Annotated in this window: 13 protein-coding genes; 10 read left to right on the plus strand and 3 right to left on the minus strand. The window is 69.0% G+C overall.

The window, feature by feature from the left end; genetic code table 11:
• Positions 1–424: 424 nt before the first annotated feature.
• Positions 425–925, minus strand: a complete 501-nt coding sequence (locus ACOMD9_RS06055) for a porin family protein (RefSeq protein WP_421412805.1) — start codon at positions 923–925, stop codon at positions 425–427.
• A gap of 391 nt (positions 926–1,316) precedes the next feature.
• Between ACOMD9_RS06055 and ACOMD9_RS06060 the strand changes: the two genes are divergently transcribed.
• The 3 genes from ACOMD9_RS06060 to ACOMD9_RS06070 all read left to right on the plus strand — a co-directional run bounded on the left by ACOMD9_RS06060 (position 1,317) and on the right by ACOMD9_RS06070 (position 5,975).
• A complete protein-coding gene (locus tag ACOMD9_RS06060; RefSeq protein ID WP_421412807.1) occupies positions 1,317–2,504 on the plus strand; it encodes an acetate/propionate family kinase in 1,188 nt (395 codons plus the stop codon).
• Positions 2,501–4,678 carry a phosphate acetyltransferase gene (pta, locus tag ACOMD9_RS06065; protein WP_421412808.1) on the plus strand — a complete coding sequence of 726 codons (2,178 nt, stop codon included), beginning with the start codon at positions 2,501–2,503 and terminating at the stop codon, positions 4,676–4,678. Before ACOMD9_RS06060 ends, pta begins: the two co-directional genes overlap by 4 nt.
• Positions 4,679–4,838: 160 nt before the next feature.
• Entirely contained in the window at positions 4,839–5,975 is a 1,137-nt protein-coding gene (locus ACOMD9_RS06070; protein WP_421412810.1) for an aminotransferase class V-fold PLP-dependent enzyme, read from the plus strand.
• A gap of 70 nt (positions 5,976–6,045) precedes the next feature.
• Here the strand turns inward: ACOMD9_RS06070 and ACOMD9_RS06075 are convergent, their stop codons facing one another.
• Together ACOMD9_RS06075 and ACOMD9_RS06080 are read right to left on the minus strand one after the other, a co-directional pair.
• Positions 6,046–6,729 carry a CBS domain-containing protein gene (locus ACOMD9_RS06075; RefSeq protein WP_421412811.1) on the minus strand — a complete coding sequence of 228 codons (684 nt, stop codon included), beginning with the start codon at positions 6,727–6,729 and terminating at the stop codon, positions 6,046–6,048.
• A 148-nt stretch (positions 6,730–6,877) separates the two neighbouring features.
• Complete coding sequence (locus tag ACOMD9_RS06080; RefSeq protein WP_421412812.1) at positions 6,878–7,651, minus strand: DeoR/GlpR family DNA-binding transcription regulator; 774 nt, start codon at positions 7,649–7,651, stop codon at positions 6,878–6,880.
• A gap of 178 nt (positions 7,652–7,829) precedes the next feature.
• Between ACOMD9_RS06080 and ACOMD9_RS06085 the strand changes: the two genes are divergently transcribed.
• The 7 genes from ACOMD9_RS06085 to cdd all read left to right on the plus strand — a co-directional run bounded on the left by ACOMD9_RS06085 (position 7,830) and on the right by cdd (position 14,538).
• Positions 7,830–8,636 (plus strand): outer membrane protein OmpK, encoded by an 807-nt coding sequence (locus tag ACOMD9_RS06085; protein ID WP_421412814.1) that lies wholly within the window; start codon positions 7,830–7,832, stop codon positions 8,634–8,636.
• A 16-nt stretch (positions 8,637–8,652) separates the two neighbouring features.
• Positions 8,653–9,927 carry a NupC/NupG family nucleoside CNT transporter gene (locus ACOMD9_RS06090; RefSeq protein ID WP_421412815.1) on the plus strand — a complete coding sequence of 425 codons (1,275 nt, stop codon included), beginning with the start codon at positions 8,653–8,655 and terminating at the stop codon, positions 9,925–9,927.
• A gap of 70 nt (positions 9,928–9,997) precedes the next feature.
• Positions 9,998–10,774, plus strand: coding sequence for a deoxyribose-phosphate aldolase (gene deoC / locus ACOMD9_RS06095; protein ID WP_421412817.1), 777 nt, complete (start codon positions 9,998–10,000; stop codon positions 10,772–10,774).
• Positions 10,774–12,114 carry a thymidine phosphorylase gene (gene deoA, locus ACOMD9_RS06100; RefSeq protein ID WP_421412819.1) on the plus strand — a complete coding sequence of 447 codons (1,341 nt, stop codon included), beginning with the start codon at positions 10,774–10,776 and terminating at the stop codon, positions 12,112–12,114. The genes deoC and deoA overlap by 1 nt, the downstream gene beginning before the upstream one ends.
• On the plus strand, positions 12,111–13,382 hold the full coding sequence (locus tag ACOMD9_RS06105) for a phosphopentomutase (protein WP_421412821.1): 1,272 nt from the start codon (positions 12,111–12,113) through the stop codon (positions 13,380–13,382). The genes deoA and ACOMD9_RS06105 overlap by 4 nt, the downstream gene beginning before the upstream one ends.
• On the plus strand, positions 13,382–14,119 hold the full coding sequence (gene deoD / locus ACOMD9_RS06110) for a purine-nucleoside phosphorylase (protein ID WP_421412823.1): 738 nt from the start codon (positions 13,382–13,384) through the stop codon (positions 14,117–14,119). The genes ACOMD9_RS06105 and deoD overlap by 1 nt, the downstream gene beginning before the upstream one ends.
• On the plus strand, positions 14,116–14,538 hold the full coding sequence (gene cdd, locus ACOMD9_RS06115) for a cytidine deaminase (protein WP_421412824.1): 423 nt from the start codon (positions 14,116–14,118) through the stop codon (positions 14,536–14,538). Before deoD ends, cdd begins: the two co-directional genes overlap by 4 nt.
• The last annotated feature ends 4 nt before the right edge of the window (positions 14,539–14,542 follow it).

Consider the following 14,542-nt stretch of genomic DNA (forward strand, 5'->3'; position numbering starts at 1 on the left):
ACAGGTCAGGTGTCTCCTGCCCATGGCCTTGCACAAGGCGTGCCATGCCAGCCCGGGCGCTTAACAAGCGCGGGTCGCATGTCGCTGTCATGCTCGAGGCCTTGGCCGCGCAGGAAGTGAGAGGCGACGGGGACAGGTCGAAGAGGGGGTACTATGCCAGGGGTGAGGAGCACCGCTCCGAACGGGCTGGCCATGGATGGCCAGCACCGGACCTGCAAGCGGAGCGGGACGCGAGAGCGAAGCAGGGCATCGGTAGCGCCCAGGAAGGGGTTCACAGCGCCCCCTCGGAGGCCTGTCGCCAGATCAGCCTCGAGCACGAAACAGTTACGCCTTGCACCACTTCAGTGCTTTTCGGGGCACCAAAAAAGCGCACCCCGAGGCATTTCGCCTCGGGGTGCCGTGAGCCGCGGATCGACGTCGCGCGTCAGAAGCGGTAGGTCAGGCCCACGCTCGCTGCGTCGAAGGTATAATTCGACTTGTCGAGGTAACGCATGTAGTCACCGCCGATCGCCAGGTTGGGGGCCACGTCGAATTCGGCACCCGCCCCGTAGGAAAAGTCGCTCTCGCGGTCGACATCGAAGTCCACCTCGGTGTAGCCCAGCAGGCCATAGAGACGGAATTCCCGGGAGATGGGCAGGATACCCTTGGCGTAGGCGCCGACCAGGTAGTCCAGCTCGACGCCACCATCGGAACCACCACCCCCCAGGTGACCTTCAGCGGCAAAGTAGTCGTTGAACTGGGCACCGCCGCGCAGGCGCAGGCCGACACTGTCGCGATCGGGCGCCCGATCGCGGTCGAGCTCCCAGAACATGGCGTCACCACCGAGATAGCCCTGCGGGTAGAGGGGCTGCTGGGCCTGGGCGGTGGCCCCCAGGGCTCCCGCGACCAGCAGTGCGGACACAGAGGAAATGACGAGCGTTTTCATGGTGCACCTCCAATTAGGAAACAGCGTTTCCCCACGTACGGCCAATTCTGGTACACCCCGGGTTCGGGTGCAAGTACCCTCACCGCCGCGACAGGCCGAGCACCGCGCTGCCACCGAGCAGTTGGATGGGGAAGGTATTCGCACCGACGGCAGTGCCACGGCCGCCGGGATACGCGCTACTGCCGAGTATAGGCTCAGGCCCTGCACGGCAACCACCGCCAGTTGCCAGGGGCACGCCAGGGTGAAAGGGACAGGGGCGAAGTGACGAAGGGAGCGGCATGTCGGCAATACCGATGGATGACCGAGGGTATCCGCCACTTTCTGACGCAGGGCAGCATGCTAGACTGACGTCCTCCTGTCCTGCCTGTTCTTCCTCAAGCAAGGAGTGCCGATGAACGACCCGGTGCTGGTCATCAACTGTGGCTCCTCCTCGATCAAGTACGCCCTGGTACCCGCCGACCCCGGGCAGCCGCGCCTGACCGGCCTGGTCGAGCGCGTGGGGGAGCACGACGCCCGCCTGCTTGGCCATGACAGTCGCGGCGAACGCTTCGAGCGGGCCCTGGCCGATGCCGGGCATGTCGAGGCCCTCGAGGCGATCCTCGACGGTCTCGAGGGCCACCGCCCGGTCGCCGTGGGGCACCGGGTCGTCCACGGCGGCGAGCACTTCACCCGGGCCGCGCTGCTCGATGACGCCGTGGTGGCGGCCATCGAGCAGACCGCCGCCCTGGCACCACTGCACAACCCGGCCAATCTCCAGGGGGTGGCGGCCACTCGCCAACTGTTCCCCGAGCTGCCCCAGGTCGCGGTCTTCGATACCGCCTTCCACCAGAGCCTGCCCGCACGGGCCTACCGCTATGCCCTGCCCGAGGCGCTCTACCGGGACCACGGCATCCGACGCTACGGCTTCCACGGCACCAGCCACGCCTATGTCAGTGCCCGCGCCGATGCCCTGAGCAGCCTCGAGGGCGGCAACTGGCTGACGGCGCACCTGGGCAACGGCTGCTCCACCGCCGCCGTCCGGGAGGGGCGGAGCCTCGACACCAGCATGGGCCTGACCCCGCTCGAGGGCCTGGTGATGGGCACCCGCAGCGGCGACGTGGACCCCGGCCTGCATGCCCACCTGGGTCGCCAGCTCAGCTGGACGCTGGAACGCATCGACGAGGTACTCAACCGCGGCAGCGGGTTGCTGGGCCTGTCCGGGCTGAGCCACGACATGCGGGAGCTGGAGAGCGCCGCCGAGGCGGGCCACGCCGGCGCCCGGCTGGCCATCGAGGTGTTCTGCTACCGCATCGCCAAGTCGCTGGCGGGGCTCTCCTGTGCCCTGCCGCGGCTCGACGGCATCGTCTTCACCGGCGGCATCGGCGAGAACTCGTCACTGGTACGGGGAAAGGTGGTCGATCACCTGCCCCACTTCGGCCTCGGCCTCGACAGGAAGGCCAATGCCGCGACCGTGGGTGGTCGCGAGGGACGTATCGACGGCCGCCACCCGGCCGCCCCGCGGCTGTGGGTGATCCCCACCGACGAGGAAGGGCGCATCGCCGAGGAAACCCGCCAGTTGCTGGGAGCCGCCACCCGATGACACCCCGCGAGATGCCCGAGGCGCCCCAGACCCTGCTGCTGGTCCCCACCAGCGAGGGCGCCGGCCTCACCTCCGCCTGCCTGGGGTTGATCCAGGCACTGGACGCCATCGGCCTCCGGGCCGGGTTCCTCAAGCCGCTGCGCCAGGATGAACTGAACGGCCCGGGCCCCGACCGCTCCACCGCCCTGGTGGCCGGCACCCTGGGACTGCGCCCGCCGGCACCGATCGCCCAGGCCGAGATGGAGCGACTGGTCCGCGATGATCGCCTGGACGTGCTGATGGAACAGGTGGTGGAACTCCAGGACCGGGCGATCGCTGCGCATCGCGGTGGCCCGCCCGAGCTGCTGGTGGTGGAGGGCCTGGTGCCGACCCGCCATGGCACCTACGCCACCCAGCTCAATGCCCAGCTGGCCCATGCCCTCAACGCCCGCATCATCCTGGTGGGTACCGGCGACATGGCCGAGCCCCGGGCCCTGGCCGAGCAGCTCGACATGCACGCCCGCGCCTTCGGCGGCGTCACCTCCACACGCACCCTGGGCTGCATCCTGATGCGCATGCACAACCTGCCGAGTGGCAACGACGATGCCGCCCTGGCGCCGGGCACCGCCGCCCCCATGCTCGACGACCACCAGCTCGCCGAGCTGCGCCGTCACTCACCGGCACTGGCCACCGACCGCTTCCAGCTGATCGGCGTGGTGCCCTACACCCCCTCGTTGAACGCCCCGCGGATGCTGGACGTGGCCCGCGCCCTGGACGCTCGCTTCCTCAGCGAGGGCGAGGCGGCCAGCCGTCGCGTGCTCTCCACCAGCCTGTGTGCGCGCAGTGCCGCCAACGCCCTGCATGTGTTCCGCCCCGGCAGCCTGATCGTCACCTCCGGTGACCGCGACGACATCGTGCTCGCCACGGCGCTGGCCACCATGAACGGTGTGCCCATGGCCGGCGTGCTGCTCACCAACGGCTACCTGCCCGGCGACAACATGATCGAGATGTGCCGCCCGGCGCTCAAGACCGGCCTGCCGGTGCTGGCGGTGGATACCGACAGCTTCACCACCGCCAGGAACCTCGGCCAGATGGGCAACGACATCCCCATGGACGACCTGGAGCGCGCCGAGCGCGTGGCCGGCTTCGTCGCCGCCCATATCGACCTGCAGTGGCTCAAGGACCACCTGAGCCGCGGCTACACCCGGCGCCTGTCGCCCTCGGCCTTCCGCCACCAGCTGGTCAAGCTGGCCCAGCAGGCCAGCCGGCGCATCGTCCTGCCGGAAGGCGACGAGCCGCGCACCGTGGAGGCGGCCGCCATCTGCCAGCGCCGCGGCATCGCCCGCTGCGTGCTGCTCGGCAAGCGCGAGGAGATCGTGGAGGTCGCCCGCAACCGCGGCATCGAGCTGCCCGAGGGGCTCGAGATCATCGACCCGGACAGCATCCGCGAACGCTACGTGGCGCCCATGGTGGAGCGACGCACCGGCAAGGTGAACGCCCTCACCGCCGAGGCGCAGCTCCACGACAACGTGGTGCTCGGCACCATGATGCTGCAGCTCGACGAGGTCGACGGCCTGGTCTCCGGCGCCGTGCACACCACCGCCAACACCGTGCGTCCCGCCTTCCAGCTGATCAAGACCGCGCCGGGCTACCGCCAGGTGTCATCGATCTTCTTCATGCTGCTGCCCGAACAGGTGGTGGTCTACGGCGACTGCGCGGTGAACCCCGACCCGGATGCCGAGACCCTGGCCGAGATCGCCCTGCAGAGTGCCCGTTCCGCCCAGGCCTTCGGTATCGAGCCGCGGGTGGCGATGATCAGTTACTCCACCGGCGAGTCCGGCAGTGGCGCCGACGTGGAGAAGGTACGCCAGGCAACCCGCCTGGCCCGGGAGCAGGCGCCGCACCTGCTGATCGACGGGCCGCTGCAGTACGACGCCGCCGCCATCGAGAGCGTCGGCCGCCAGAAGGCGCCGGACTCGCCGGTGGCCGGCCGGGCCACGGTGTTCGTCTTCCCCGACCTCAACACGGGCAACACCACCTACAAGGCGGTGCAGCGCAGCGCCCGGGTGGTCAGCGTCGGCCCCATGCTGCAGGGCCTCAACAAGCCGGTGAACGACCTCTCCCGCGGCGCCCTGGTGGACGACATCGTCTACACCATCGCGCTGACCGCCATCCAGGCCGCCCAGGGCAGTTGAGCCACTTGCGGCGCCGCAGGCGCCGTTCTGCCCATACAAAGAGGTCGGACAACCCCGGCCACAGGCCCCCCGCCGCTGGCCCCCGTTAGCGAATCGGAATATGCTCAGGGCATGAATGGGCCTTCGGCCACGAAGGCCTGGAATCAATACGGAGAACGAAATGGCCGGCTTGCTACCCGATGTCGACCCCGATGGGCTGCTGGAGTATTCGGTGGTCTACACCGATCGTGCGCTGAACCACATGTCGGCCCGCTTCCAGGGCGTGATGCGTGACATATCCGCCACCCTGAAGCGGGTCTACCACGCCCACAGTGCCGTGATCGTGCCGGGCAGCGGCACCTTCGGCATGGAAGCGGTGGCGCGCCAGTTCGCGACCGACCGTCGCTGCCTGGTGATACGCAATGGCTGGTTCAGCTATCGCTGGAGCCAGATCCTCGAGATGGGCCGCATTCCCTCGGACGTCGATGTGCTCAAGGCGCGGCGGCTCGACGAGGACGACCCCACGTCGCCCTTCGCCCCGCCCCCCATCGAGGACGTGATCGACTCGATCCGTGCCGAGCAGCCCGACATCGTGTTCGCCCCCCATGTCGAGACCTCGTCCGGCATGCTGCTGCCCGACGACTACCTGCGACGGGTCGCCGATGCCATCCACGAGGAGGGCGGCCTCTTGGTGCTCGATTGCATCGCCTCCGGCACCCTCTGGGTCGACATGCAGGACCTGGGGGTCGACGTGCTGGTCAGTGCCCCCCAGAAGGGCTGGAGCGCCTCGCCCTGCTGCGGGATGGTCATGCTGTCGCGCCTGGCGCGGGAGAGCATCGACGAGACCACCAGTACCAGCTTCGCCTGCGACCTGAAGAAGTGGCTGTCGATCATGGAGACCTACGAGGAGGGCGGCCATGCCTACCATGCCACCCTGCCCACCGATGGACTGGTCACGCTGCGCGACGTGATGGCCGAGATCGAGGCCTATGGCCTGGAGAAGGTGCGCGAGGAGCAGCTGGCACTGGGCCAGCGCGTGCGCGCCATGCTTGCCGAGCATGGCTTCAGGAGCGTCGCCGCTCCGGGGTTCGAGGCCCCCGGCGTGGTGGTCAGCTACACCGACGACCCCGGCATCGTCGGTCGCTTCGGCGAGGCCGGGGTCCAGGTGGCGGCCGGCGTCCCGCTGATGTGCGACGAGGGTGACGACTTCAAGACCTTCCGCATCGGCCTGTTCGGCCTGGACAAGCTGCACCAGCTCGAGCGCAGCCTCGAGAACCTCGAGAACGCCCTGAACCAGGCGCAAGCCTCCCGGGGCTGAGATCGCCGGCCAGCACGAAGACAAGCGGGGCGGCCCCTGGCCGCCCCGCTTGTCCACTGGGTCGACGGGCTCAGAAGCTCGCCATGCCCCGGGGCACGAACCCCAGGTTGTTCTCCACCGCCTTGACGCCGCGGGTGTTCTCGGCGGCCACCTGCACGGCCAGTTTCTCCTGCTGGTTCTCCACCAGGCCCCACAGCTGCACCTTGCCGTCGGCGACGATGACATTGATGCGATCGACCAGCACCCCGGTATTCTGGTCGACCTCCTTGAGAATGGCATCGCGGATCTCCCGATCATCGGCGCCCCCGCCGACTTCCACCTGGGCGACCGAGAAACCACGCAGCAGGTTGGAACGACTGACGATCCCCACGAGCTTGCCGTCGCGCACCACCGGCACCCGCTTGATCCGGTGCTTCTCGAGCAGGCTGGCGATGCGGTGCAGCGGCTCGGCCTCATCGATGGTGACCGGCTTCGGGGTCATGATCTCGCGAGCCAGCCGCCCATGGGACTTGATGTACTCGCCGGGATTCGCGCCGGCGAATATCCTCAGCCACCAGGACTTGTGCTCGGTGGTATCGTTCTCGACCCGACGCATCAGGTCACCCTCGCTGACAATGCCCAGCACTTTCTGGTCGGCATCGACCACCGGCACGGCGCTGATGCCGTGCTCCAGCAGGAGGCTGGCGATCTCGCGCACCTCGGCGTCCGGGGACACGCTGATCACGTTGGTGGTCATGATGTCGGCTGCTTGCATGTTGTTATCTCCTGGGAAAGCGGGATGCAATCGTCGACCGGTCCATCCGGCCGCCGGCAACGGCCCTGTCGAGTCGCTGCCTGTCCTACAGGATAGCAAGGGCCCGGGCCCCGCGCCTTGATCCGGAACAGGGTTGCCCCCGCGGTGCTCAGGCGAGCAGTATCTCCGGGCCCTTGCCCGCCGCGTGGCGGCGCTGCAGCAACCGACGTCCCGCCTCCCCGTCGGTGATCACCACGTTGAAGTCCTCGATCCCGGCGAAGCGGGCCGGCCGGATCACCCCGAGCTTGCTCTCGTCCACCACCAGCAGGCGCTGTGCGGCCGTGGCGATGGCGGCCTGCTTGGGCGCCACCTCGTGAAAGTGGAAGCAGCTCACCCCCTTCTGCTCATGGACACCCGCCGCCGACAGGAAGGCGCGATTGATGCCGAGGCGGCGGATCGCCGCGGGAATCTCGTCGCCGCCGAACGACTGCGAAGAGCCGTGATAGAGCCCGCCGAGCAGTATCAGGCGGACGCCGGGCAACACGCTCACCGCATTGGCCACGTTGAGCGCATAGGTGACCACGGTGAGTTCGCGGTGGTTCGCCAGCGACTCGAGCAGCGGCATCAGGGTGGTGCCGCAATCGATGAACAGGGTGTCGCCCTCCTCGATGAAGGCGGCGGCCCGTTCGCAGAGCCGGCACTTGGCCGGATAGTGGCTGACCTTCTGCTCATCGAGGTCGTAGACCGGCGCGAAGCGAGGATTGTCGGCCATCACCAGGCGGCCGCCGAAGAAGGTGATGGTGCCGTCACTGGCCGCCACGTCGCGACGAATGGTCATCTCCGAGACCCCGCACAGACTGGCCGCCTCGGCGAGCCGGATGGTCCCTCCACCTGCCAACGCCTCCTGCAGGCGCGCCAGTCGCATGGCACTACGGCCGTTCATCAAGCCTCCTCGTCCTGTGTCACGGCGATCCCCGCGGGTGCCCATGTTGATCCAGTACCGGGGGAATTGCCACCTCACGCCTCCGGGCGAGTCGCCAAAAAAATGTTAGGAATATGTCATTTCCTGTTATATTTTTAACATCGCAGTCCCAACGACAACCACAACACAGGCACTCGACATGATGATCTCCCAGCGTCACCTTCAAACACTCGCCGGTGGCCTGCTGCTGGCAACCATTCCCCTTCATGCCGCTGCCGATGGACCACTCTGGTCGTTCGCCAACATCTCGGCCAACTACCTCGACTGGTCCAGCGGCACCGAGGCCCGTACCGCCGGCAATGCCGCCAAGAGTGACTTCTTCTACCTCGAGATCGAGGGTGGCCTGGGCTACGAGTGGGGGGAGTTCTACGGATTCTTCGACTTCGAGAACCCCGGAAACGACCAGTTCGACGAGGCCAGCGGCGGCAAGGACAACTTCCGTACCGCCGGCAAGGTGACCTCACACCTCTACCTCGGCGAGTCGCCTTTCTCGGTCTACGCTCACGTCTACGACTTCCGCGATTACGGCTTCGATGTCCGCGAGCAGGACCAGATTCTCGGACTGGGCTACCGACATACCTTTGCTAACGGCCTGTGGTTCAAGCCCTTCATTGGCGCGGCCCGGGTGCAGAGCGACGGCTATACCGGTATGAACGGCTTCATGGCCGGCTGGGTTGCCGGCTACGACTTCACGGCCTTCGACCAAGCGTTCAGCGTCACCAACTGGCATGAGCAGACCTTCGGTCGCGACGACGACTATCTGGAGCAGAACTACGTGGGCGACAAGGCCAACAGCGTGGGCACCAATGGTGCGCTGAGCCTGTGGTGGCATCCCCACGACCGCTTCACCGCCGGTGTACAGTATCGCTACGCTGACGAGAAGCTAGGGACGCCGGACCACTACCAGAATGCCATGATCTACACCCTCAAGCTCAACCTGCTATAAGGCAAAGGGGACTCCCATGACCCTCATTGTGAGCCTGGTCGGGATGGCGACCCTGATCGCCATCGCCCTGATCTTCTCGACCGACCGCCGCGCCATCCGCCTGCGCACCGTGGGTGGCGCCTTCGCCATCCAGGCCGGCATCGGCGCCTTCGTCCTCTACGTGCCCGCCGGCCAGACGGTGCTCGCCACCGTCTCCGATGCGGTCAGCCAGGTGGTGGCCTACGCCAACGACGGCATCGACTTCCTGTTCGGCGGCCTGGCCAGCGTCGACAACGTCGGCTTCGTCTTCGCCATCAAGGTGTTGCCGGTGATCGTCTTCTTCTCCTCGCTGACCGCCGTGCTCTACTACCTGGGGATCATGCAGTGGGTGATCCGGCTGCTCGGCGGTGCCCTGCAGAAGGCGCTGGGCACCTCGCGCACCGAGTCGCTCTCGGCCACCGCCAACATCTTCGTCGGCCAGACCGAGGCGCCTCTGGTGGTGCGTCCCTTCATCGCCCGCATGACCCCCTCGCAACTGTTCGCGGTGATGTGCGGCGGCCTGGCCTCGGTGGCCGGCTCGGTGCTGGCCGGCTATGCAGCGCTTGGCATCCCCATGGAGTACCTGGTGGCGGCCTCCTTCATGGCCGCGCCGGGCGGGCTGCTGTTCGCCAAGCTAATCATGCCCGAGACCCGGACGCCCGAAGACAGCATCTCCGCGGCCGAAGAGCGCCTCGAGGAGGAGGAGGACCACCCCACCAACGTCCTCGATGCCGCCGCCGCCGGGGCCTCCTCCGGCCTGATGCTTGCCGCCAACGTCGGTGCCATGCTGATCGCCTTCATCGGCCTGATTGCCCTGATCAACGGCATGCTCGGCGGGATCGGCGGCTGGATCGGCATGGAGGCACTGAGCCTGGAGTGGATACTCGGCTGGCTGTTCGCCCCGCTCGCCTTCCTGCTCGGCATTCCCTGGGAGGAGGCGACGCTGGCCGGCTCCTTCATCGGCCAGAAGCTGGTGGTCAACGAGTTCGTGGCCTACATCAACCTGGCACCCTACCTCGATGGCAACCAGGTCGTGGCAGCCACCGGCCAGGCGATGACGCCCCATACCATGGCGGTCCTGTCGTTCGCCCTGTGCGGCTTCGCCAACCTGTCCTCCATCGCCATCCTGCTGGGCGGCCTGGGCAGCATCGCCCCCAGCCGGCGCCACGACATCGCCCGCTTCGGCCTCAAGGCGGTGCTGGCCGGCACCCTCTCCAACCTGATGTCGGCCACCCTCGCCGGCTTCTTCCTGGCCCTCGGGGCCATGGGCTGACCACCGCCCCCGAGTCGGGAGCCGCCCCTGCGACTCCCGACCCCAAGTTTCCGTAACGGTGAACGCTGACATGACAGACCTGCAACAGACCGCGCGCCAGGCCCTGGCACTGATGGACCTCACCAGCCTCAATGACGACGACACCGACGAGCGCATCGAGTCGCTGTGTCGGCGCGCCAGGACGCCGGCCGGCACCCCGGCGGCGGTGTGCGTCTACCCCGCCTTCGTCACCACCGCCCGCCGCACCCTCAAGGCCCTGGACCTGGAGGGCAGGGTCAAGGTGGCCACGGTCACCAACTTCCCCCACGGCAGCGACGACGTCATGGCCGCGGCCCGCGAGACCCGCGAGGCGGTGGCCGCCGGGGCCGACGAGGTGGACGTGGTCTTCCCCTGGCGCGCCCTGGTGGCGGGCGACGAGGAAGTGGGCCGCGAGCTGGTCGCCTGCTGCCACCAGGCCGCCGGCGATGCCGTGCTCAAGGTGATCCTGGAGACCGGCGAGCTCAGGGATCCCGCCCTGATCCGCCGCGCCGCCGAGCTGGCCATCGCGGGGGGCGCCGACTTCCTCAAGACCTCCACCGGCAAGGTGGCGATCAACGCCACCCTGGAGGCCGCCGAGACCCTGCTCTCCGCCATCCGGGATAGCGGGCGGGACATCGGCTTCAAGGCCGCGGGTGGCGTACGCACCACGGAAGACGCCGAGGCGTACCTGGCCCTCGCCGAGCGCCTGATGGGGGCCGACTGGATCACCCCGGCGCATTTCCGCTTCGGCGCCTCGGGCCTGCTCGACAGCCTGCTGGCGACACTCGGCATCGAGAAGGGCGGCGCGGCACCGTCGGGGGGCTACTGATGCACGACCAGGGACTCCCCCAGGAGCTGATCCGCGCCAAGCGTGACGGTCAGGCGCTCGACGCGGAGGCGATCCGGACGCTGGTGGCCGGCATCGAGGACGGCAGCCTGGGCGACGCCCAGCTCGGCGCCTTCGCCATGGCGGTGTTCCTCCGCGGCATGGACGCGGCCGAGACCGTGGCCCTGACCGAGGCGATCCGCGACTCCGGCGAGGTGCTGGCCTGGGACGACCTCGACCTGCCCGGCCCGATCCTCGACAAGCACTCCACCGGTGGCGTGGGCGACCTGGTCTCGCTGGTGCTGGGCCCCTGGGTCGCCGCCTGCGGCGGCTTCGTGCCGATGGTCTCCGGTCGCGGCCTGGGCCACACCGGCGGCACCCTGGACAAGCTGGAGGCGATCCCCGGCTACGACATCGTCCCCTCCCGGGTGCGCTTCCGCGAGCTGGTCCGCGACGCCGGCGTGGCCATCATCGGCCAGACCGCCACCCTCGCTCCCGCCGACAGGCGCCTCTACGGGGTGCGTGATGTCACCGCCACCGTGGAATCGCTGCCGCTGATCGTCAGCTCCATCCTCGGCAAGAAGCTCGCCTGCGGCCTCGACGCCCTGGTGATGGACGTCAAGGTCGGCAGCGGCGCCTTCATGCCCACGCCGGCAAAATCCCGGGAGCTCGCCGAAACGATCGCCGAGGTGGCGAGCAAGGCCGGGACGCCGACCACCGCCCTGCTCACCGACATGAGCCAGCCGCTGGCGCCCTGCGCCGGCAACGCCGTCGAGGTGCGCGAGGCGATCGCCCTGCTCACCGGCGAGCGCAGCGACGGCCGCCTGCTGGAGGTGACCCGGACGCTTGCCACCGAGCTGCTGGTGGCCGGGCGGTTGGCGGCCTCCGGCGACGAGGCCCGCGCCCGGCTCGATGCGACCCTCGCCTCGGGGGCCGCCGCCGAGCGCTTCGCGCGCATGGTGTCGGGCCTTGGCGGGCCGGGCGACCTGCTGGCACGTCCCGAGGCGTACCTGCCCGAGGCCCCGGTCAGGCGCGTCGTCCATGCCGCGCAGCCGGGCCGGGTGCAGCGAATGGACACCCGCGCCCTGGGCATGGCGGTGGTGGAACTGGGCGGCGGGCGGCGCCAGCCCGGGGACGCCATCGACCCGGCGGTCGGCCTGACGCAGATCGCCGCCATCGACGACCCGGTCGATGCCGGGCATCCCCTGGCGGTGATCCACGCCAGGAACGAGGAGGATGCCGAGCGCGCCGCGCGACGGCTGCGGGCCGCCATCGACGTGGGCGAGGGACACGCCGTACCGCCTACACTGATCCATGACGTCATCCGTCGGGAGGCCCCATGACCCGTGCCATCGTGCTCGTGCTCGACTCCTTCGGCATCGGCAGCGCCCCGGATGCCGCCGACTTCGGCGATGCCGGCGCCGACACCCTGGGCCACATCGCCGCGGCCTGCGCCCGTGGCGAGGCAGACGGCCCCCTGCGCTCGGGCCCCCTGAGACTTCCCCACCTGGCCCGGCTGGGGCTCTTCCACGCCCACCACGAAAGCACCGGCGAGTGGGCCGCGGGCGTCACCCCGCCCGCCGAAGTCATCGGCGCCCATGGCCACGCCAGGGAACTCTCGTCGGGCAAGGACACCCCCTCCGGCCACTGGGAGATCGCCGGAGTGCCGGTACGCTTCGACTGGGGCTACTTCCTCGACAAGGAAGCGAGCTTCCCCCCCGAGTTGCTCGAGGCGCTGGTCCGCGAGGCCGAGCTGCCCGGCGTACTGGGCAACTGCCACGCCTCGGGCACCGAGATCATCGCGCGCCTCGGCGAGGCACACGTCGCCAGCGGCAAGCCCATCGTCTACACCTCGGCGGACTCGGTGTTCCAGATCGCCGCCCACGAGGAGACCTTCGGCCTGGCGCGGCTCCACGCGGTCTGCGAGACGGCGCGCCGCCTGCTCGAGCCCTGGAACATCGGACGGGTGATCGCGCGCCCCTTCACCGGCACCCGCACGACGGACTTCGCGCGCACCGCCAACCGCCGCGACTACAGCGTCGAACCGCCCTCGCCGACCGTGCTCCAGAAGCTGCACGAGGCCGGAGGCGAGGTGGTCGCCATCGGCAAGATCGCCGACATCTACGCCCACTGCGGCATCTCGCGCACGGTCAAGGCCAGCGGTCACGACGACCTGATGGATGCCACCCTGCGGGAACTGGAGCGCACCGCGAGCGGCGACGGGCGGACGCTGATCATGACCAACTTCGTCGACTTCGACATGGTGCATGGCCACCGCCGCGACGTGGCCGGCTACGCCGCGGCCCTCGAGCACTTCGACACCCGGCTGCCCGAGCTGCTCGAGCACCTGGCCGACGACGACCTGCTGGTCCTGACCGCCGACCACGGCTGTGATCCGACCTGGCCCGGCACCGACCACACCCGCGAGCATGTCCCCGTGCTGGCCCTCGGCGCGGGCCTGGCCGCCGGCTCGCTCGGCGGCCGCGACACCTTCGCTGATATCGGCCAGAGCCTGGCCACCCTCTTCGGCCTGCCGCCCATGGGCGACGGCACGAGTTTCCCTTTCCCCCATGCCCCCTCCCGGGGGGCGGCATCCACAGGAGGCCACTGATGGCGACCCCGCATATCCAGGCAGACAAGGGCGACTTCGCCGATACCGTGCTGATGCCCGGCGACCCGCTGCGGGCGAAATACATCGCCGAGACCTTCCTCGACGAGGCCCGCCTGGTCAACGAGGTGCGTAACATGTACGGCTACACCGGCCGCTACAAGGGGCGCGCGGTCTCGGTGATGGGGCATGGCATGGGCATTCCCTCGGCCTCGATCTATGCCAAGGAGCTGATCACCGACTACGGCGTGGAGCGGCTGATCCGCGTCGGCTCCTGCGGGGCGGTGCGCGACGACGTGGCGGTGCGCGACGTGGTGATCGGCCTGGGGGCCTGCACCGACTCCGGCGTCAACCGCACCCGCTTCCTGGGCCACGACTTCGCGGCCATCGCCGACTTCGAGCTGAGCCGCCACGCGGTGGATGCGGCCCGGGACCTGGGAGTGCCGGTGAAGGTGGGCAACCTCTTCTCGGCAGACCTCTTCTACAACCCCCGGAGCGAGCTCTTCGAGCTGATGAAGCGCTACGGCATCGTCGGGGTGGAGATGGAAGCCGCCGGGCTCTACGGGGTCGCCGCCGAATTCGGCGCCCGCGCCGCGACCATCTGCACCGTGTCGGACCATATCCTCAAGGGCGATTCGCTCTCCAGTGCAGACCGCCAGAGCACCTTCGACGAGATGATGGAGATCGCCCTGGAGTGCGTGCTGCGCGACGACCGAGGCCAGGCGGGAGACACCCCATGAGCGAGGCCTCACGACAGCCAGTCGATCCGGCGCTCGTGGCCGAGCTGATCGCGGTGCGCGACCGCGCCTACGCGCCCTATTCGCACCACCCGGTGGGCGCCATGGTGGAGAGCGAAAGCGGCACCCGCTACTTCGGCGCCAACGTGGAGGTGGCCCACTACAAGAGCCTCTGCGCCGAGGCCTCGGCCATCGCCGCCATGGCCAGCGCCGGCGAGCGCCACCTGCGCCACGTCTACGTGATCGGCCCGGGGGAGCACCTCTGCTCCCCCTGTGGCGACTGCCGCCAGCGCATCCGCGAGTTCGCCGACGGCGAGACCCGTATCCACGTGCTCGATGCCCGGGGTGGGCGGCTCAGGCACTACACCATGGAGGAGCTGCTGCCCGACGCCTTCGGGCCGGAGAACCTGGTGCAGCCCTGACGGC

It is taken from the genome of Halomonas terrestris (assembly GCF_049166755.1).
In the GTDB taxonomy this organism is placed as follows: domain Bacteria; phylum Pseudomonadota; class Gammaproteobacteria; order Pseudomonadales; family Halomonadaceae; genus Halomonas.

Excerpts from the sequence above, each read along its gene's own strand:
- ACOMD9_RS06055 (WP_421412805.1), bottom strand. The coding sequence starts at position 925 with ATGAAAACGCTCGTCATTTCCTCTGTGTCCGCACTGCTGGTCGCGGGA.
- ACOMD9_RS06060 (WP_421412807.1), top strand. The coding sequence starts at position 1,317 with ATGAACGACCCGGTGCTGGTCATCAACTGTGGCTCCTCCTCGATCAAG.
- pta (WP_421412808.1), top strand. The coding sequence starts at position 2,501 with ATGACACCCCGCGAGATGCCCGAGGCGCCCCAGACCCTGCTGCTGGTC.
- ACOMD9_RS06070 (WP_421412810.1), top strand. The coding sequence starts at position 4,839 with ATGGCCGGCTTGCTACCCGATGTCGACCCCGATGGGCTGCTGGAGTAT.
- ACOMD9_RS06075 (WP_421412811.1), bottom strand. The coding sequence starts at position 6,729 with ATGCAAGCAGCCGACATCATGACCACCAACGTGATCAGCGTGTCCCCG.
- ACOMD9_RS06080 (WP_421412812.1), bottom strand. The coding sequence starts at position 7,651 with ATGAACGGCCGTAGTGCCATGCGACTGGCGCGCCTGCAGGAGGCGTTG.
- ACOMD9_RS06085 (WP_421412814.1), top strand. The coding sequence starts at position 7,830 with ATGATGATCTCCCAGCGTCACCTTCAAACACTCGCCGGTGGCCTGCTG.
- ACOMD9_RS06090 (WP_421412815.1), top strand. The coding sequence starts at position 8,653 with ATGACCCTCATTGTGAGCCTGGTCGGGATGGCGACCCTGATCGCCATC.
- deoC (WP_421412817.1), top strand. The coding sequence starts at position 9,998 with ATGACAGACCTGCAACAGACCGCGCGCCAGGCCCTGGCACTGATGGAC.
- deoA (WP_421412819.1), top strand. The coding sequence starts at position 10,774 with ATGCACGACCAGGGACTCCCCCAGGAGCTGATCCGCGCCAAGCGTGAC.
- ACOMD9_RS06105 (WP_421412821.1), top strand. The coding sequence starts at position 12,111 with ATGACCCGTGCCATCGTGCTCGTGCTCGACTCCTTCGGCATCGGCAGC.
- deoD (WP_421412823.1), top strand. The coding sequence starts at position 13,382 with ATGGCGACCCCGCATATCCAGGCAGACAAGGGCGACTTCGCCGATACC.
- cdd (WP_421412824.1), top strand. The coding sequence starts at position 14,116 with ATGAGCGAGGCCTCACGACAGCCAGTCGATCCGGCGCTCGTGGCCGAG.